This window comes from Vibrio sp. 03_296, from assembly GCF_002265885.1.
In genome coordinates, this window is record NZ_NPKW01000007.1 from 23,847 (window position 1) to 43,132 (window position 19,286).

Sequence of the window (19,286 nt, forward strand, 5' to 3'; positions counted from 1 at the left end):
ACTGAACTATGAAACTGAACTTCTCTGTATATCGTTACAATCCGGATGTAGATACCAAACCATACATGAAAGACTATGTGCTGGAAGTGGAAGACGGCTCTGACATGATGGTGTTGGATGCACTGATTCTACTCAAAGAGCAAGACGCTACGATCTCTTTCCGTCGTTCCTGTCGTGAAGGTGTGTGTGGTTCGGATGGTCTTAACATGAATGGTAAGAACGGTTTGGCGTGTATTACACCGCTGTCTGCGCTGAAAGCGGACAAAATTGTGATTCGTCCACTACCTGGGTTACCTGTGATTCGCGATCTTATCGTTGACATGACACAGTTCTACGATAACTATGCGAAAGTTAAGCCTTTCTTGATTTCAGATGGTGCTCTTCCGCCTTCTCGAGAAAACTTACAATCACCAGATGAGCGTGCACATTTGGATGGTTTGTACGAATGTATTATGTGTGCATGTTGTACAACCTCGTGCCCATCATTCTGGTGGAATCCGGACAAGTTTATCGGGCCAGCAGGCCTTCTGGCTGCGTATCGTTGGCTGATTGACAGCCGTGATACTGCAACAGATGAACGTTTGTCTAATCTTGATGACGCATTTAGCGTTTTTCGTTGCCACGGCATTATGAATTGTGTAAGTGTTTGTCCTAAGGGGCTAAATCCTACAAAAGCTATTGGCCACATCAAGAGTATGCTGGTCAATCGTTCGGTGTAACAAACAACAAAATTGCCGACAGTGTTCTAACCAACCTGTCGGCTCTATAGTAGCTCGGCGAAGACCGCAGCAAACGTGAAAACTACTGGTTAAGGGAAAATATGCACAACGGCGTGATGAAGGCATGGCTCGAGTCTTCACACTTGGCTGGCGCCAATGCAACTTACGTAGAGGATCTCTACGAACTGTATCTAAGTGACCCCGATCTGGTAAGTGAGGAGTGGAAACGTGTTTTTGAAGGCTTGCCTAAGCCAACAAAAGAAGTGGCCGAACAGCCGCATTCACGGGTCCGTGACTACTTCCGACGACTAGCTCAAGAAACAAAGCATTATAGTGTCCAGGTAAGTGATCCTGATGTCGATGCTAAGCAAGTTAAGGTACTACAGCTGATTAATGCTTACCGCTTCCGCGGACATGAAGCAGCAGAATTGGATCCACTCGGTTTATGGCAACGCCCAACAGTGGCTGAGCTAGACCCTGCATTCCACAATCTCACCGAAGATGACTTCGAAGAAACATTCAACGTAGGTTCTTTTGCTGTTGGTCAAGAGACCATGCCGCTTAAAGATATCTACACCGCACTTAAGAAAACCTACTGTGGTTCGATTGGTGCAGAATACATGCACATGACAGACACAGAGCAAAAGCGTTGGATCCAACAACGTTTAGAATCTGTGGTTGGTCAACCTTCCTTTGATAAAGATGAAAAACGTACATTCCTTGCTGAACTAACGGCAGCAGAAGGTCTTGAGCGCTATCTTGGTGCAAAATTCCCAGGAGCGAAGCGTTTCTCTCTCGAAGGTGGCGACGCGATGATTCCGATGATGAAAGAGTTGATTCGTCATGCGGGTCGCAGCGGGATGCGTGAAGTGGTTATCGGCATGGCTCACCGTGGCCGTCTCAATATGCTGGTTAACGTCTTGGGCAAAAAGCCTCAAGATCTGTTTGATGAGTTTGCTGGTAAGCATGGCGAGAGTTGGGGTACGGGTGATGTGAAATATCACCAAGGTTTCTCGGCGGACTTCGCAACACCAGGTGGCGACGTTCACTTAGCCCTTGCGTTTAACCCATCTCACTTAGAGATTGTTAACCCAGTCGTTATGGGTTCTGTGCGTGCACGTCAAGACCGCTTGGGCGATGATGACGGTAGTAAAGTGTTGCCGATTACCATCCATGGTGACTCTGCGATCGCGGGTCAAGGGGTTGTTGCTGAAACATTCAACATGTCTCAAGCGCGTGGCTTCTGCGTTGGTGGTACGGTACGTGTTGTCGTCAACAACCAAGTAGGTTTTACGACGTCTAACCCACGCGATACCCGCTCAACAATGTACTGTACTGATATTGCGAAGATGGTACAGGCACCGATTTTCCACGTAAATGCAGATGACCCTGAAGCGGTTGCTTTCGTTACTCGTATTGCGTTGGATTACCGTAACGAATTTAAACGTGATGTGGTGATTGACTTGGTTTGTTACCGTCGTCATGGCCACAACGAAGCGGATGAGCCAAATGCAACTCAGCCGTTGATGTATCAGAAGATCAAAAAACATCCTACACCACGTAAGTTGTATGCTGATGTGTTGATCGACAAAAATGAATGCGACATCGAAACCGCAACGCAAATGGTCAACGAGTATCGTGATGCACTTGATCACGGCGAAGTGGTTGTTAAAGAATGGCGCCCAATGGCACTCCATTCTGTTGATTGGTCCCCATATCTGGGCCATGACTGGGATACGTCTTGGAACAATACCTACGATAAACAACGCCTAGTCGAGCTAGGTAAGCGTTTATGCCAATACCCAGAAAGTCACACGCTTCACAGCCGAGTGAGCAAGCTTTATAACGACCGTGTAGCAATGACTAATGGTGAAAAAGAGCTAGATTGGGGTATGGCAGAAACTTTGGCCTACGCCACACTGGTGGATGATGGCAAGCGTATTCGTATCTCGGGTCAGGATTCTGGACGTGGTACCTTCTTCCATCGTCATGCTGTACTGCACAACCAAAACGATGCCAGTACTTATGTTCCTCTTGCCAATATTCATGATAAGCAAGGTCCTTTTGAAGTATTCGATTCGGTTCTTTCTGAAGAAGCGGTACTTGCCTTTGAATACGGTTACGCAACGGCAGAGCCAAGTGGCTTGACGCTTTGGGAAGCGCAATTTGGTGACTTTGCTAACGGCGCACAAGTGGTTATTGACCAGTTCATCTCTTCGGGTGAGCAGAAGTGGGCTCGACTATGTGGGTTAACCATGTTGTTGCCTCACGGCTATGAAGGTCAAGGCCCAGAGCATTCATCTGCGCGTCTTGAGCGTTATCTACAACTGTGTGCTGAACAAAACATGCAAGTGGTTGTGCCATCAACCCCTGCGCAGGTTTATCACATGATCCGTCGTCAAGTTGTGCGTCCAATGCGTCGTCCACTGATTGTGATGTCACCTAAATCATTGCTACGTCACCCATTATGCACATCGTCACTCGATGACTTGGCAAATGGTACCTTTATGCCAGCGATTCCAGAAATCGATGAACTGGATCCGGTAAAAGTGAAACGTGTTGTGTTCTGTTCAGGAAAGGTCTACTTCGACCTTCTAGAGCAGCGTCGCAATAACGAACAAGATGATGTCGCGATTGTACGTATTGAACAGCTGTATCCATTCCCGATGGATGACGTGAAAGCGGCAATAGCACCTTATGTGAATGTTGAAGATTTTGTTTGGTGTCAGGAAGAGCCACAAAACCAAGGGGCTTGGTACTGTAGCCAACATAACTTCCGAGCAGCTATCCCGGCAGGAACTGAGTTGAAATACGCTGGTCGTCCAGCATCAGCTTCTCCAGCCGTTGGTTATATGTCGGTGCACTTGAAACAGCAGAAAGCGCTGATTGATGACGCGCTAAACGTGAACGAAAAGACTTCGGATTAAGAACTAGAAGTAAAAGGAAGAAACAGATATGACTATTGAAATTCTGGTTCCAGATTTACCTGAATCAGTGGCCGATGCAACAGTTGCAACTTGGCACAAGAAACCAGGCGACAGAGTTGAGCGCGATGAAGTGCTGGTTGATATTGAAACAGACAAAGTAGTGTTAGAAGTACCGGCTTCAGAAGCGGGTATTCTCGAAGCGATTGTTGAAGAAGAAGGCGCAACAGTACTTTCTAAGCAACTGATTGGTCGCATTAAATTGGCGGCAGTCGCGGGTGAACCTACGGCTGATACGACAGAAGAGTCACAGCCATCTCCAGATAAGCGTCATACTGCAAGCTTATCAGAAGAGAGCAATGATGCCCTTAGCCCAGCAGTGCGTCGTCTCCTTGCAGAGCATGGTTTAGAAGCAAACCAAGTGAAAGGTACGGGTGTAGGTGGTCGCATTACACGTGAAGATATTGAAGCGCACCTTGCAGCGGCCAAAAAAGCACCAGCAGTGGCAGAATCAGCTGCTGCGCCAGTAGCACCTGTTGCGGCTCGTAGTCAAAAACGAGTACCGATGACGCGTCTACGTAAAACTGTGGCTAACCGTCTGCTAGAAGCGAAAAACAGCACTGCAATGCTGACGACGTTTAACGAAGTCAACATGAAGCCAATCATGGATCTTCGTAAGCAGTATGGTGATCAGTTTGAAGCGCGTCATGGTATTCGTCTTGGCTTTATGTCTTTCTACGTGAAAGCGGTGACTGAAGCACTGAAGCGTTATCCTGAAATCAACGCATCGATCGATGGTGATGACATTGTTTACCACAACTATTTTGACATCAGTATGGCGGTTTCTACGCCACGTGGTCTAGTGACTCCAGTCCTAAAAGACTGCGATACGCTAGGTTTTGCGGATGTTGAAAAGGGCATTAAAGAGCTTGCCATCAAAGGTCGTGACGGAAAACTAACCGTTGACGAGCTAATTGGCGGTAACTTTACCATCACCAATGGTGGTGTGTTTGGTTCGTTGATGTCGACACCAATCATCAACCCACCACAATCTGCGATTTTGGGTATGCATAAGATTCAAGATCGTCCGATGGCGGTAGATGGCAAAGTTGAAATTCTGCCAATGATGTACCTAGCACTGTCTTACGACCACCGCTTGATTGATGGTCGCGAGTCGGTTGGCTTCCTAGTGACTGTGAAAGAGTTACTGGAAGATCCAGCACGTCTGTTGTTAGACGTTTAATATCGCTAAAACGTCTAGTTGTCGTTGATGGCTAGACGTTAAAAATCCCTAAGGCTAGACTGGCTCAGCGTCTGGCCTTCACTTGAACTGTTAGCAGTTTATTTGAGAAGACCCTACAGGCGTCGCACTGTTAATCGTGACGTTATGGAAATAATAAATCCCTTAAGGGAAGAACAAACGGAATATCAAAATGAATTTGCATGAATACCAAGCCAAACAGCTGTTTGCAGAATTCGGTTTGCCGGTACCAGAAGGTTATGCTTGTGATACACCTCAAGAAGCATTTGAAGCCGCTGGCCGCATTAGCACCGCTAAGAAAGTTGTAAAATGTCAGGTTCACGCAGGTGGCCGCGGTAAAGCGGGCGGCGTAGAGCTTCACGATACGAAAGAAGGCGTGAAAGAGTTTGCACAAAAATGGCTTGGCAAAAATCTGGTTACTTATCAGACAGATGCGAATGGTCAGCCAGTAACAAAAATTTTGGTTGAAGAAGCGTCCAATATCGCTAACGAGCTATACTTGGGTGCTGTCGTTGACCGTGCAACACGCAAAGTCGTTTTCATGGCCTCAACGGAAGGCGGTGTGGAAATCGAAAAAGTTGCAGAAGAAACTCCTGAACTGATTCACAAAGCGGCTATTGACCCGCTGGTAGGCCCTCAGGCTTATCAAGGTCGTGAGCTTGCTTTTAAACTTGGTCTTCAAGGCGATCAAATTAAGCAGTTTGTTAAAATCTTCATGGGTTTGGGTGAAATGTTCACTCGATACGATCTCGCTCTTCTTGAAATCAACCCACTTGTGATTACCGGCGAAGGCAACCTACTTTGCCTAGATGGTAAGATCAACATCGACTCAAATGCGCTTTACCGTCAGCCAAAACTGCGTGAAATGCACGATCCTTCTCAAGAAGATAAGCGTGAAGCTCATGCGGCGCAGTGGGAACTGAACTACGTGGCACTTGATGGTAACGTTGGCTGTATGGTTAACGGTGCTGGCCTCGCAATGGGTACCATGGATATCGTAAACCTCCACGGTGGCAAACCTGCAAACTTCCTAGATGTAGGTGGTGGCGCAACAAAAGAACGTGTTGCTGAAGCATTCAAGATCATCTTATCTGATGACAATGTAAAAGCAGTACTTGTGAATATCTTCGGCGGTATCGTTCGTTGTGACATGATCGCGGAAGGCATCATCGGTGCAGTGAAAGAAGTGGGTGTAAGCGTACCCGTTGTTGTACGTCTTGAAGGTACTAACGCGGATCTTGGCCGCAAAGTACTGGCAGAGTCAGGTTTGGATATCATTGCAGCAGAATCACTAACAGATGCTGCTCAGAAAGTTGTTGCTGCGGCGGAGGGCAAATAATGTCTGTATTAATTAACAAAGACACCAAAGTAATCTGTCAAGGTTTCACAGGCGGTCAGGGTACTTTCCACTCAGAGCAAGCTCTTGCTTACGGCACGCAAATGGTTGGTGGCGTTTCTCCGGGCAAAGGTGGTCAGACGCATCTTGGTCTTCCTGTATTTAATACAGTGCGTGAAGCAGTGGAAACGACTGGCGCAACCGCAACCGTTATCTACGTTCCAGCCCCTTTCTGTAAAGACGCAATTTTGGAAGCAATTGATGCTGGTATTCAGCTGATAGTCACCATCACAGAAGGCATTCCTACGACGGACATGATCGATGTGAAAGTGAAACTGGAGCAGACTGGCGTTCGTATGATTGGTCCAAACTGTCCAGGTGTTATCACTCCTGATGAGTGTAAGATTGGCATCATGCCAGGTCATATCCATAAGAAGGGTAAAGTGGGTATCGTTTCACGCTCTGGTACTTTGACCTACGAAGCTGTTAAACAAACCACGGATGAAGGTTTCGGTCAGTCTACTTGTGTTGGTATCGGTGGCGACCCAATCCCAGGTTCTAACTTCATCGATATTCTGAAATTGTTCCAAGAAGACCCAGAAACGGAAGCGATCGTGATGATCGGTGAGATTGGCGGTACGGCGGAAGAAGAAGCGGCAGCGTTCATTAAAGAGAATGTAACTAAGCCAGTCGTTTCTTACATCGCTGGTGTAACTGCGCCTCCGGGTAAACGTATGGGCCATGCTGGTGCTATCATTTCTGGTGGTAAAGGAACGGCGGACGAGAAATTTGCAGCACTTGAATCTGCTGGTGTGAAAACTGTTAAGTCTTTGGCTGACATTGGTCAAGCACTTCGTGAAGTGACGGGTTGGTAATAGACAACAGCGTCAACCTCTAAGTAAAAGCCGAGCAATCAATGCTCGGCTTTTTCATTATAGTTTGCTTGTTCTGCCACTTTAGCTTGTTTGTGGCTTTAGTTGAGCCAGCATAAAGATAGCGGTTGCGCTAATGACCACCGAGGGGCCCGCTGGGGTATCGAAATGCCAAGAGAGCGTTAATCCACCGAGGACGGCAAGAACACCGATCAGAGACGCAAACCCGGCCATTTGCTCTGGTGACTGAGCAAAGCGCCTTGCCGCTGCTGCAGGAATGATCAGCAGAGACGTCATAATCAGTGCGCCGACAAATTTCATCCCCACTGCGATAACGATACCGACCATCAACATCAAAATTAAGCGAATCAAATCGATATTGGTGCCTTCCACTGCAGCCAATTCTTCATTAACCGTGGTGGACAAAAGCGGACGCCAAAAAAGATACAACGTTGCGCCAACCGCAGCGACTCCTGCGTATATGAAGAGCAAATCTTGTGGAGAGACAGCCAAAAGATCACCAAATAAGTAACTCATCAGATCCACACGGACGTTATCGAGAAAGCTTACCGCGACCAAACCGATGGACAATGCACTGTGAGCTAAGATGCCGAGCAGTGTATCCGACGCAACGAGTTGCTGTTTTTGCAGTGTCACGAGTATCACCGCTAAAGCGAGGCAACATACAATGAGCGCAAGGTACAAGTTCACATCGAGCAGAAAGCCAAGTGCCAGCCCCATTAATGATGCATGAGCTAGGGTATCGCCGAAGTAGGCCATCTTGCGCCAAACAACAAATGATCCCAAAGGCCCCGCGATCAGTGCAATTCCTAAGCCGGCTAAAAGAGAAGGAAGAAGAAACTCAATCATGATGATGTCCATGGTGATGATGGTTACACTGAGTTGGATCACCAGAAACAGGTTGGCCTGATAAATCGTGGTGGTGGTGGTCATGTTGGTGATGATAAATCGCTAATGAGTCTCTTGCCGCACTACCAAATAATGCAATGTAAGACGGGTGCTGAGTAATGTCTTCTGGCGTGCCAGAACAGCAAACGTGATGTTGAAGACAAATGACTTCATCGGTTTTTGCCATAACAAGGTGTAAGTCATGCGACACCATAAACACGGCACAATCGAAACGATGGCGGATGCTTTCAATTAAATCGTAGAGATCAATTTGTCCTTGAATGTCGACGCCTTGAGCGGGTTCATCAAGTACAAGTAAGTCGGGTCGTTGCAAAAGCGCGCGAGCCAACAGCACGCGTTGAGTCTCACCGCCAGAGAGTTTGTGCATGTTGTATTTATATAGGTGCTCAGCACCAACAAGTCGAAGTGCTTCCATCGTTTCTTGCTGGCTGTACTTTCCTGATAGATTTAGGAAACGGATAACACTAAGTGGCAATGTGTCATTGAGTTTTAGCTTTTGCGGAACATAGCCGATAGTGAGCTTTGCTTGACGTTGAACTTGACCTGAAGTGGGTTTGAGTAAACCGATGATGATTTTGACTAAGGTTGACTTGCCGGCGCCATTTGGACCGATCAGTGTCGTGATTTTACCTTTGTGCAAATCCAAACTAATACTGTCTAAAACTTTCTTATCGTCAAAGGTGACGGAAAGCGCCTTTAGGCTAATTAACGCTGACATGAATAGAACTCATTTGCAATTGGTGAGTGTTATAATGTAACATTTTATCCTAATGAACGCTACTTACCAACTTGGATTATTATGATTCGCTTTTTATTGTGTACTTTTACGTTATTTTTGCCGTTACAAGCGCTTGCCGTTGAGGTTTTAACCAGCATTAAACCAATACAGCTGATCGTCAATGAGCTTACGCAAGAGGTAACGACCCCCAAGTTACTCGTGGCTGCCAATGCATCGCCTCACGATTACGCTTTGAAACCTTCTGACGTGAAAAAAGTAAGGCAAGCGGATCTGATAGTGTGGTTTGGCTCATCCTTAGAGCCTTTTATGACAAAGTTGGTGTCAGATCATTCCAATGTGCTAACGATCAGCGAGATCCCTTCTCTTAAGTTACGTGAACACCAAGAGGCTCATCAGCATGATGGCCATGATCACGGTAGCCATGACCCCCATTTTTGGATGGGCATCGACACAGTCAAACAAGTTGCTCCAGCGATAACGGCGCGTCTGATCGAAATCGACGCGCAGCACGAAGCACAGTACCAAGCTAACTTAAAGCGTTTCATGCAGGGATTGGATGAAACGGATACGCGTTTAAGTAAGTTGCTACAAGGAGTGAAAGAGCGCGGCTACTATGTGTTCCATGATGCTTATGGCTACTTTGAACAGCAGTATCAACTTAGCAACCTTGGGCACTTTACGGTTAGCCCAGAGAAAAAGCCTGGAGCGAAAACGTTGATTGAAATCCGTAACCGTTTAGCAAAAGGCGATGTTGTGTGTGTGTTTGCTGAGCCACAATTTACACCAGCGGTTATCGAAAGCGTCATGAGAGGCAGCTCGGCGAAAAAAGGGGTTTTAGACCCTATTGGTACAGAAGTGACACTTGAATCTGGTGGCTACTTTAATTTTCTCCTATCAATGGGGAATGATTTCTACCAATGTTTACATGATAAGTAGCGCCAACTTCTCCCAATTTACGTGATCCAATTGGTGATATTGGCAACCCTTGCTAAGTTGATATTTTTATCATGCAGCAATTTCGCTATGATATTTAGCGCCCCAAAATAATGCTCTAAAGCGTTGAAAATAATCAAGGGCGTAGAATTGACTTTACAGGGAAATCTGACTTGCTGCGTATTCTTGCCTGGCTTCTACTCGCTGGGCTTACACTACCGTTCAAAGCGCTAGCTTTGGACGGAAACTCTGCCATATTTTACCCACTGCCTGGACAGGAGCAGGGAACCTTTGTTGCTGCTAAAAATCTCTTTGTTGGCGGTGATGGTGGTTTATGGATACATGACGTGCACGGCAAAGTGCAATATTTCGATGGTAATACCTTGTTGCCGAAACGTGGCAGCCTTCTAGAGTTTCCTTCCGAGCAAGTAGCCTTTCACCAAGGCAGTTTTTGGACTTTTGTCGCGAACGAAGTCTTCCAAACGTACCCCAATCAGAAACGTCAGTTAGCGTTTAGCTTAAATCCGGGGGCAGAAATCAGAAAAATTGGTAGCTCAGATGGTCACATTTGGGTGAGTGATGGCATCAATTTTTATGACTACGATATTGAATCAAAAGAATTAAAAACTTATTCCTTACTCTCGTTGTATCAAAATAATCAGAGTAGTTACGTCTACATCAATGATGCAAAGAGGGTTTTAAGCAAATGGGTACTTGGTACCACATCGGGAGCTTATCTATCACAAGGTGAGCAATTTACTCATATCAAAGCGTCAGCGAAGCATTTCGTTGCCAAACTGTACTTTTCTCCCACTCGTCGTGAGTTACTGGTGGGGACGCTAAATGGCGCTGCGCTCATTGATATTTTAAAGCCGACTCAAAAAAACATCATGATTGGAGAGTCTCATGTGCTTTCGATGACAGAAACCAATCAAGAATATTGGATTGGCACAGAACATGGTCTGTACAGTTACTCGTTTTTAAATGGACAAGTGGCCAAAGTGAAAGCCGCAGGTGCGCAAGATGTCTCTCCTGATAATCGAAAAATTTACTCGCTGGTGAATGATGAACAAGGGGGCATTTGGGTTGCGACGAACAGTGGCATTCTCTACTACTCTCTGTTTGGCCGAAAATTTGAACGTCTTAATAACATCACCGAAGAAAAAGCCAGCCGTTTTAATGGCAACATCACCAAAATTGTCTATGCATCAGATGAAACGATTTGGTTTAAAGATGCAAACAATCTTTACCGGGCCATTGGGGTTAATAAACAATACAGCCGCGTGCGTTTGCCGATAAAGGTAAATGACTTTGCCCTTGAAGATGGAAACATCTGGATTGCTTCCGAGCAAGGTTTGTATATTTACGACACGAATCAGTACAAACTTCGATCGTTCGATTTACCGAGTTACCTTAAAGGTAAAGAGATTGATTTTGTTTCGGTCAGCCCTCAAGGCAAGGTTTGGATCAGTTCGGGTTATCGATTAGCCGCCATTGGCGTTGCCGATGGGCGCTTCCAAGATTATGGCGATCGGTGGATTGCCAGCCAAAATTTGCCCGCTCGAATTTTGGGTCTAGAAGTGGATCAAAAAGTCCCGTTAATCGTAAGAACCGATCACGGGGCTTATGTGCTAGAAAACGACAAGATCCGTTTTGAGCGAAACACGCAGTCTTTTGGCGAAAGTGTCGATATTGCAGAAGCGAAAGATGGGTCGCTATGGTTTGCAGGGACTCACGGCATCTATCGTAAAGATCCCACAGAAAAAACGTTAGGAGAGCTGGCACTTCCTCAGGAAAACGTGAAGCCTATTTGCCTAATCACCGATGCTAGTGGCATTTGGATGGTAAGTTCAATTGGCCTCAGTTTTTACAATTTTGACGGAGCACTGCGTAAGCACTTTGGGTCTCGCTCGGGCATTATGAGTAACGAGTTCGTTGAAGGCTCATGTGCGGCTTCATTTGGAGAAGCGCAATCCGGCTCGGTGTTAGTACTGGGTTCAAAGCATGGCTTGGTATTTGCGGACCGTGATGACCTAATGGTATCCAAACTACCTGAACCTAGAGTGGTCATCAGCCAAGTTCGTATTGATGATCAGGTTGCAAATGTCGGACAAAAAGAGTGGCAATTACCCGAGTTAGCGTATGGTTCTGCGATCAGTTTTGGCCTCGGCGTGATGCCCAATGCTTACGGTGAAACGCTCTATTACCGTTTAAACCAGGAACACTGGCAAACCACAGAAGCCGGACAAGTCTCTTTTGAACACCTTGCGGCAGGTGATTACTTGTTAAGTGTTAAAACCAGTTTAGTCGCAGGGGATTCCGTGCAAGTTCGCTTTACGGTGTTACACCCGTGGTATCAAACTACGATGGCGATGGCGATTTTTGTTCTGCTTATCGTAGCGTTAGGCGGCTTAGTTGTTTTCTGGCGTTCTCGTTACGTCAGTGTTCAAAACCGTGAGTTAACGGCATTGGTGGCATTGAAAACCAATCAATTACGTCATCAGAGTCGAGTGTTGCTCACCAGTAACCAACAACTTCGCAAACAGATCCAAGTTAGAAATTTGCTGGTTGACAATGTTGCCCGTTCATTACGTCAAAGTGTGGATGCATTACTGAGCAAGCCATCGGTTGAACCTGTCTCAGAGTATCAGGAACATCAAATGCGCATAGCAATGCTTTTGGAAGAGTTAAAAAGCTCGCCCAGCGATGGAACTGACGGGTATCTGCAAAACTTTAACGTCAGCCATATCATTCAGTCGGTTGTCGACGTTTGGGAAGATGAACTCAGTAAAATCGGTGTTCAGGTGCACATTTCTAGCGCATCGGATGACTATCGTGTCGCAGTAGGGCAGTTTAATCTAGATGTCATTTTTAATAGTGTTTTTGCAAGTGTGTTGAAACGCGCCTATCGTGGCCAAATGCTTGATATTGTGATCAGAGAGCAAAACGATTTTGTCGAAGTGTCATTTATTGATTTTGGCCAGCCCTTTAGTACGAATACGGACGCCGAGGATAGCGCTGGTGTTGAGCCAGCAAAAGTCGATACTGCAATTGAGAAGCTACCTGCTTTAGTCGAACAAAGTGGCGGACGCTTAAGCTTGTTCAGTAGCGCTGAGCGAAACAAGATCGAAATACTGTGGCCGAAAGCGGTTGAGTCTCTGATAAATGACGAAGAGCCAAGCGTTTTTGTTGATTCAGTCGATCCCTCTCCAGTTACGGAAGTCTCATCCGAAGGCGCTCCATCGCCAGAGCAGTTGTGGCTGGCGAAGGTCGAGGCTATGGTGGCAGAGCATTATACAAACCCAGAATTTGGCACGGCAATGGCGGCCAAGATGCTCTATGTTTCTGAGCGCAGCCTACAGAGACGGTTTAAATCAGCGAGCTCTCGTACATTTACGGATTACCTCACCGAAGTTCGTTTAGAAAAAGCATGTGAAAGTTTGTTGGCCGGTGAAAAAGTGGTTGATGTGGCTTTCGCATCGGGATTTAACGATCCTTCCTATTTTAGTCAACGTTTTAAACTGTACTTTGGCGTGCCCCCTTCAAAATTTGCCAGTGATGCTCTAGAGTCCGAATAACATCGCCGTCTACCTAGCTACCCAGTGTGCTCAGCTTGCCTCAAAGCTTGATTTGCCTTGTCTATAGCCTTTACTCATTAACGGCATTATCTCTTCCGCTTAACTTGCGTCTAGCTTATTTCTACTAAAAGCCTAATACGACATGGATGCTTTCTATCATCCTTGTTCATGAATCGACCCATTGGCTGTTCTATGGCTGAGGTAGTCAGTTAATTGAACGGCGTGATCGAAAATAGGTAGAGTAACGGATGGGGCTTATTTATTGGTTGCCAGGTGTGCGGTTGAAAGCGAGCGTAATTAAAGTAAAGAGTTTAATAAGAGAGGAAAACGATAGAAAAAAATATCGTGGTATAGCCGGGGGGACTATACCACGGGTGTCAATGACACCTTCGCTTGCTGCCGGAGTGACGCGACATAGTCACGTCACCTCTGGAATTCTTGAGAGGAGTGCCTCTCGATGTGTTCACTATAAGTTAATCGACTTATTTTCCTTATAAAAATAACGCCATTGATACCTTACAAAAACGACAATATACTCATCTTAACTTAAGTTGTTGTAATTTAATGGTTATTTGTTTCTCTCTTTGTTTTTGTAAACGAAGTGTTAAGCTCGATGTTGATTTGAATTTTGGATTTTGACGTAAATGACGTGTCTAAAATTGACGAAAGTTACGAACGCAGTTCTGCAATCTTTGATTTCAGACAATAAAAATCAGCTTGTTGAGGCGTAGAATTGCATCATTAATAAAAATATTTCTCATTTACACTTTCTTTTCGGGCAAGTATGAAATTATCAGAATTAAAACAAGGCCAGATCGCGACGGTTGTGGCTATTCATGGACTCACTAGCGACGTGAGAAAGAAACTTATGGTGATGGGCATTTTGCCAAACACGTCTGTACGACTTATTCGTCGAGCACCAATGGGTGATCCGCTACAAATTGAAGCTCGCGGTGTATCGTTAGCGGTGCGAGAAAAAATTGCGGAAGCCATCGAAGTGGAGTGCCAATAATGCAGTATCAAATTCTGACGGTCGGCAATCCTAACAGCGGAAAGACGACATTATTTAACGGTTTGACCGGAGCAAAACAGCAAGTGGGCAACTGGGCTGGTGTTACGGTAGAAAAGAAGACCGGTCGTTACCATCACGCTGGCGATGAATTTTTGCTGACAGACCTTCCGGGTATCTACTCGTTGGATAGTGGTAACGACAGCAACAGTATTGATGAATCCATTGCTTCCCGCGCGGTCTTAACTCACCCAGCCGATATGATCATCAATGTGGTGGACGCAACGAGCCTTGAGCGCAGTTTATACATGACACTGCAATTACGCGAACTTGGTCGTCCGATGATTGTTGTGTTGAACAAAATGGATGCGCTTAAACGTGAGCGTCAGATCATCAATGTGGCTGAGTTAGAAAAAAGCCTCGGTTGTCCCGTGATCAGTTTATCCGCAACGAACAAAGCACAAGTCGCGGAGTTCAAAGAGAAACTGCACAAATCTGTGGTTCAAGGTGTGGCACTAAAAGAGATCGCTTTGAACTATGGTCAGGCGATGGAAGCGGCGATTGACAACATTTCAACGCTATTTAACGATCAAACGGTTTCCCACCGGGCGCTCGCCGTTCGTGCTCTTGAGAAAGACGCTCTGGTACTAAACAGTATGTCAGATGTGGATCGCCTTCGTGTTGAAGACGTCGTTACGGAACTTAATCTGGATGTGGACTTACACGTTGCTGACGTCAAATATACGCATCTTCATCAGGAGTGCAAAAAGGTTCGTCGTAGCGAAGGTAAGTTAAGCCGCAGTGTTACTGAAAAACTGGATCAATTTATTCTCAACAAATGGGTCGGTATTCCGTTCTTCTTCGTTGTGATGTACCTGATGTTCATGTTCTCTATCAACATTGGTAGTGCCTTTATTGACTTCTTTGATATCGGTGTCGGCGCGCTACTGGTTGATGGCGGCCATCATTTGTTAGACGGACACTTGCCGGTGTGGTTGGCGACGGTACTGGCCGATGGACTCGGTGGTGGTATCCAGACGGTGGCGACTTTCATTCCGGTTATCGCCTGTTTGTACCTTTTCCTCGCTGTGCTTGAAAGCTCAGGCTACATGGCTCGCGCCGCCTTTGTGCTTGATAAAGTGATGCAGAAGATCGGCCTGCCAGGTAAAGCTTTTGTTCCACTGGTTTTAGGTTTCGGTTGTAACGTGCCATCCATTATGGCCACGCGTACACTAGATCAAGAGCGAGAACGTAAACTGGCAGCATCAATGGCGCCATTTATGTCTTGTGGTGCTCGCCTGCCTGTGTATGCGCTATTTGCTGCTGCCTTCTTTCCTGGTGCTGGGCAAAATATTGTGTTTGCGCTTTACCTACTTGGTATCGTCGCGGCGATTTTCACGGGTCTCTTCCTTAAGCACACGCTGTACCCTGGTAGCAGTGACAGCCTAGTGATGGAAATGCCCGATTACGAACTGCCAACACTGCAAAACGTGGTGATTAAAACATGGCAAAAACTGAAGCGTTTCGTTTTGGGAGCAGGCAAAACCATCGTTGTTGTGGTTGCGATCCTAAGCTTCTTGAACTCGCTTGGTACTGATGGCAGCTTCGGCAACGAAGACAGCGAAAACTCGGTTCTGTCAAAAGCCGCACAAGTGGTGACGCCAGTGTTTGCTCCGATTGGTATTGAGAAAGACAACTGGCCAGCGACAGTGGGTATCATCACGGGTATCTTCGCCAAAGAGGCGGTAGTTGGTACACTCAATAGCCTGTACACCACACCAAGTGATGGAGAAGAAGCGGAGTTTGATCTGATGGCCAGCCTAGAAGAGGCCGTGATGAGCATCCCTGAAAACTTAGCGGGTTTGAGCTATTCAGATCCATTAGGCATCGAGGTGGGAGATCTAACGGATTCAAATGCTGTGGCAGAGGAACAAGATGTCGATGCTTCTATCTTTGGTAATCTTAAAGCGCAGTTTGCGTCTGGTCATGCGGCTTTTGCCTACCTAATTTTTATTTTGTTGTACACCCCATGTGTGGCAGCGATGGGGGCATACGTTCGCGAATTCGGTCATAAGTTTGCACGTTTTATTGCTGTTTGGACGATGGCTCTGGCCTACCTTTGTGCGACCTTCTACAACCAGTTGACACACTTTGCGGATAGCCCTGTCACCAGTGGTGTTTGGATCGCAGCGATTGTCGCCATTTTCTTCGCCACGTATCGTGTGTTTAAGCGTGTAGGTGATAAGCAACGCGGCGTATTTGAGGCGCAGGTAGCATGATATTAAAAGAGCTTTATCAGTATATTGCAGACAAAGGAACCGTCTCCCAGTCAGACCTGGCTAAGCAGTTTGGGATGAGTGAAGATGGCGCTGATGCGATGTTAAGCGTGTGGATCAAGAAAGGTAAAATCAGCCGTTTAGTCGACACCAATAAAGCTCATAGTGTCACTCGCGTTCGCTACGCTGTGACCAAACAAGACGGTTTATCGCTGACCGTAACCATGTAGGCTCTGACTCAAAATGGGATAAAAACGATAAAGCCGCATCAGCAATGATGCGGCTTTTTTATCGTGCCCTAGCACTCTTTCAGCTCCGCGATAAACAAGCGCTTTGACTTAGGCTTTTTGGAAGAGAGAGCTCAGTGATAGTACGTTTTTAATGCGAATAAGCAGTTCGTTTTGTTCTTCTTCGCTGCGAAACTCGCCGTTGGTATTGCCCCAAACCGGTCCCGGCCATGCTACGTCGCCTTTAAAGCGCGCGATATGGTGAATGTGCAGTTGTGGCACCATGTTACCAAGCGCGCCAAGGTTTAATTTGTCTGGACGGAATGTCGCTTCGAGTGCTTGGCTTACCGCTTGAGACTCGAGCAAAAACTGTTGTTGCTCTTGCATTGGCAAGTGGTGTAGCTCTTTTAGGTTTGCCCGTTTCGGTACCAAAATCACCCACGGTACGGCATTGTCTTTATGCAGCAATGCCACACACAGCGGGAAGTGGCCAATCACCGTGGTGTCTTTGGCCAATTGAGGGTGCAGTTCAAAACTCATTGTTGTTGTCCGATTGAATGGAATGACATCAGTATACGTCAGATAAAACAAAAGGTTGACGCTTTCACGCCAACCTTTCTTATAATTTTCTCGAACCTCGAACCTCGAACCTCGAACCTCGAACCTCGAACCTCGAACCTCGAACCTCGAACCTCGAACCTCGAACCTATTACATACGCTCTAACGTATCGATACCGAGCAGAGAAAGACCTTGCTTGATGGTCTTCGCTGTTAGCGCAGCGAGTTTCAAACGGCTTTGTTTCACTGCTTCGTCTTCAGCCACTAGGATAGGGCACGCTTCGTAGAAGCTAGAGAACTGACCTGCTAGTTCGAATAGGTAGCTACACATGATGTGTGGTTGACCTTCACGAGCAACAGATTGAACCGCTTCTTCGAACTGCATCAGCTTGGCGATAAGCGCTTTTTCTTTCTCGTCAGTGATTTTGATTTCACCTTGTAGATCATCCATAGAAACGCCAGCTTTAGCGAATACAGAGGCTACGCGAGTGTAAGCGTATTGCATGTACGGTGCCGTGTTACCTTCAAACGCTAGCATGTTGTCCCAATCGAACACGTAGTCCGTGGTACGGTGCTTAGAAAGGTCTGCGTATTTAACCGCTGCCATTGCAACTGTGTTCGCGATCGCTTTCTTCTCGTCTTCAGCTAATTCTGGGTTCTTAGATTCGATCAGCTGCGCTGCACGCACTTCTGCTTCATCAAGAAGATCAGCAAGACGAACCGTACCGCCTGCACGAGTCTTGAATGGCTTACCATCTTTACCTAGCATCATACCAAACGCGTGGTGCTCAAGAGATACTGACTCTGGCACGTAACCCGCTTTACGAACGATCGTCCAAGCTTGCATTAGGTGCTGGTGCTGACGAGAGTCGATGAAGTAAAGCACACGATCTGCACCTAGCTCTTCGTAACGGTACTTCGCACATGCGATATCTGTTGTTGTGTATAGGAAGCCGCCGTCACGTTTCTGAACGATAACGCCCATAGGCTCGCCGTCTTTGTTCTTGAACTCTTCAAGGAACACAACTTGCGCGCCGCCATCTTCAACCGCAAGACCTTGTGCTTTCAGGTCTGCTACGATCTTAGGTAGCATGTCGTTGTACATACTCTCGCCCATGACGTCATCACGAGTTAGAGAGACGTTGAGACGGTCGTAGTTGCGTTGGTTTTGGATCATGGTGACGTCAACCAGCTTCTTCCACATTTCTGCGCAGAACTCGTCGCCGCTTTGCAGTTTAACGACGTAGCCGCGAGCTTTTACCGCAAACTCTTCGTCTTCGTCGTACAGCTTTTTAGATTCACGGTAGAAACCTTCAAGATCAGCCAGTTCCATAGAAATTTCGCCAGACTCTTGCTGTACGCGCTCAAGGTTGGCGATAAGCATACCGAACTGAGTACCCCAGTCACCGATATGGTTCGCACGGATCACTTTGTGACCTAGAAACTCAAGGGTACGTACAACCGCATCACCAATGATGGTTGAACGTAGGTGACCAACGTGCATTTCTTTAGCAACGTTTGGCGCAGAATAGTCAGCAACGATAGTTTGTGCTTCTTCTGCAGCAACGCCAAGGCGCGCATCCGCCAGTGCCGCTTCAGCTTGCTTCGCGAGGAACTCTTCGCTTAGGAAAATATTGATGAAACCAGGGCCTGCGATTTCGGTTTTGCTTGCGATGCCGTCTAGCTCAAGAACATCCAATACTTTTTGCGCAAATTCTCGAGGGTTAGTACCCAACTGTTTTGCTACGCCCATTACGCCGTTTGCTTGGTAGTCACCAAATTGTGGCTTAGCGGATTGGCGAACCGCTGCAGGGCTGCCTGCAGGAGCGCCAGCAGCTTCAAGAGCCTGAGATACTTTGTCGTTAATAAGTGCTTGGATATTCACACGCGTTTCCTTCAATTCAAGGACGAAAAACCCGGAAAT

Annotated in this window: 14 protein-coding genes; 10 read left to right on the forward strand and 4 right to left on the reverse strand. The window is 46.6% G+C overall.

What is annotated here, in order from left to right; translation table 11 throughout:
* The first annotated feature begins 8 nt into the window (after positions 1-8).
* The 5 genes from CIK04_RS00310 to sucD all read left to right on the forward strand — a co-directional run bounded on the left by CIK04_RS00310 (position 9) and on the right by sucD (position 7,115).
* Positions 9-719 carry a succinate dehydrogenase iron-sulfur subunit gene (locus tag CIK04_RS00310; RefSeq protein ID WP_011078275.1) on the forward strand — a complete coding sequence of 237 codons (711 nt, stop codon included), beginning with the start codon at positions 9-11 and terminating at the stop codon, positions 717-719.
* Between the two features lie 101 nt (positions 720-820).
* Positions 821-3,646 carry a 2-oxoglutarate dehydrogenase E1 component gene (gene sucA / locus CIK04_RS00315; RefSeq protein ID WP_039447756.1) on the forward strand — a complete coding sequence of 942 codons (2,826 nt, stop codon included), beginning with the start codon at positions 821-823 and terminating at the stop codon, positions 3,644-3,646.
* Positions 3,647-3,674: 28 nt separating this feature from the next.
* Positions 3,675-4,886 (forward strand): 2-oxoglutarate dehydrogenase complex dihydrolipoyllysine-residue succinyltransferase, encoded by a 1,212-nt coding sequence (odhB, locus tag CIK04_RS00320; protein WP_038939419.1) that lies wholly within the window; start codon positions 3,675-3,677, stop codon positions 4,884-4,886.
* Positions 4,887-5,076: 190 nt separating this feature from the next.
* Positions 5,077-6,243, forward strand: a complete 1,167-nt coding sequence (sucC, locus tag CIK04_RS00325; protein WP_017421012.1) for an ADP-forming succinate--CoA ligase subunit beta — start codon at positions 5,077-5,079, stop codon at positions 6,241-6,243.
* A complete protein-coding gene (sucD, locus tag CIK04_RS00330; RefSeq protein WP_017421011.1) occupies positions 6,243-7,115 on the forward strand; it encodes a succinate--CoA ligase subunit alpha in 873 nt (290 codons plus the stop codon). The genes sucC and sucD overlap by 1 nt, the downstream gene beginning before the upstream one ends.
* Positions 7,116-7,196: 81 nt before the next feature.
* On the opposite strand, the gene znuB is transcribed toward sucD, so the two are convergent.
* Complete coding sequence (znuB, locus tag CIK04_RS00335) at positions 7,197-7,982, reverse strand: zinc ABC transporter permease subunit ZnuB (RefSeq protein WP_017421010.1); 786 nt, start codon at positions 7,980-7,982, stop codon at positions 7,197-7,199.
* The gene (gene znuC, locus CIK04_RS00340) at positions 7,975-8,760 is read right to left on the reverse strand and encodes a zinc ABC transporter ATP-binding protein ZnuC (RefSeq protein ID WP_097353219.1); all 786 of its coding nucleotides are present in this window, start codon (positions 8,758-8,760) and stop codon (positions 7,975-7,977) included. The genes znuB and znuC overlap by 8 nt, the downstream gene beginning before the upstream one ends.
* A gap of 81 nt (positions 8,761-8,841) precedes the next feature.
* Between znuC and znuA the strand changes: the two genes are divergently transcribed.
* From znuA to CIK04_RS00365, 5 genes are all read left to right on the forward strand, one after another.
* Positions 8,842-9,717 carry a zinc ABC transporter substrate-binding protein ZnuA gene (gene znuA / locus CIK04_RS00345; protein WP_097353220.1) on the forward strand — a complete coding sequence of 292 codons (876 nt, stop codon included), beginning with the start codon at positions 8,842-8,844 and terminating at the stop codon, positions 9,715-9,717.
* A 170-nt stretch (positions 9,718-9,887) separates the two neighbouring features.
* Complete coding sequence (locus CIK04_RS00350) at positions 9,888-13,292, forward strand: AraC family transcriptional regulator (protein ID WP_097353221.1); 3,405 nt, start codon at positions 9,888-9,890, stop codon at positions 13,290-13,292.
* 784 nt (positions 13,293-14,076) lie between these two features.
* Complete coding sequence (locus CIK04_RS00355) at positions 14,077-14,304, forward strand: FeoA family protein (RefSeq protein WP_017421006.1); 228 nt, start codon at positions 14,077-14,079, stop codon at positions 14,302-14,304.
* Positions 14,304-16,580: a Fe(2+) transporter permease subunit FeoB gene (gene feoB / locus CIK04_RS00360; protein ID WP_097353222.1), complete on the forward strand. Its 2,277-nt coding sequence runs from the start codon at positions 14,304-14,306 to the stop codon at positions 16,578-16,580. Before CIK04_RS00355 ends, feoB begins: the two co-directional genes overlap by 1 nt.
* On the forward strand, positions 16,577-16,807 hold the full coding sequence (locus tag CIK04_RS00365) for a FeoC-like transcriptional regulator (RefSeq protein ID WP_011149800.1): 231 nt from the start codon (positions 16,577-16,579) through the stop codon (positions 16,805-16,807). The genes feoB and CIK04_RS00365 overlap by 4 nt, the downstream gene beginning before the upstream one ends.
* A 108-nt stretch (positions 16,808-16,915) precedes the next feature.
* On the opposite strand, the gene CIK04_RS00370 is transcribed toward CIK04_RS00365, so the two are convergent.
* Complete coding sequence (locus tag CIK04_RS00370; protein ID WP_038968899.1) at positions 16,916-17,344, reverse strand: HIT domain-containing protein; 429 nt, start codon at positions 17,342-17,344, stop codon at positions 16,916-16,918.
* Positions 17,345-17,513: 169 nt separating this feature from the next.
* The gene (gene argS / locus CIK04_RS00375) at positions 17,514-19,247 is read right to left on the reverse strand and encodes an arginine--tRNA ligase (protein WP_045594585.1); all 1,734 of its coding nucleotides are present in this window, start codon (positions 19,245-19,247) and stop codon (positions 17,514-17,516) included.
* Positions 19,248-19,286: the final 39 nt, after the last annotated feature.

Excerpts from the sequence above, each read along its gene's own strand:
- CIK04_RS00310 (WP_011078275.1), top strand. The coding sequence starts at position 9 with ATGAAACTGAACTTCTCTGTATATCGTTACAATCCGGATGTAGATACC.
- sucA (WP_039447756.1), top strand. The coding sequence starts at position 821 with ATGCACAACGGCGTGATGAAGGCATGGCTCGAGTCTTCACACTTGGCT.
- odhB (WP_038939419.1), top strand. The coding sequence starts at position 3,675 with ATGACTATTGAAATTCTGGTTCCAGATTTACCTGAATCAGTGGCCGAT.
- sucC (WP_017421012.1), top strand. The coding sequence starts at position 5,077 with ATGAATTTGCATGAATACCAAGCCAAACAGCTGTTTGCAGAATTCGGT.
- sucD (WP_017421011.1), top strand. The coding sequence starts at position 6,243 with ATGTCTGTATTAATTAACAAAGACACCAAAGTAATCTGTCAAGGTTTC.
- znuB (WP_017421010.1), bottom strand. The coding sequence starts at position 7,982 with ATGATTGAGTTTCTTCTTCCTTCTCTTTTAGCCGGCTTAGGAATTGCA.
- znuC (WP_097353219.1), bottom strand. The coding sequence starts at position 8,760 with ATGTCAGCGTTAATTAGCCTAAAGGCGCTTTCCGTCACCTTTGACGAT.
- znuA (WP_097353220.1), top strand. The coding sequence starts at position 8,842 with ATGATTCGCTTTTTATTGTGTACTTTTACGTTATTTTTGCCGTTACAA.
- CIK04_RS00355 (WP_017421006.1), top strand. The coding sequence starts at position 14,077 with ATGAAATTATCAGAATTAAAACAAGGCCAGATCGCGACGGTTGTGGCT.
- feoB (WP_097353222.1), top strand. The coding sequence starts at position 14,304 with ATGCAGTATCAAATTCTGACGGTCGGCAATCCTAACAGCGGAAAGACG.
- CIK04_RS00365 (WP_011149800.1), top strand. The coding sequence starts at position 16,577 with ATGATATTAAAAGAGCTTTATCAGTATATTGCAGACAAAGGAACCGTC.
- CIK04_RS00370 (WP_038968899.1), bottom strand. The coding sequence starts at position 17,344 with ATGAGTTTTGAACTGCACCCTCAATTGGCCAAAGACACCACGGTGATT.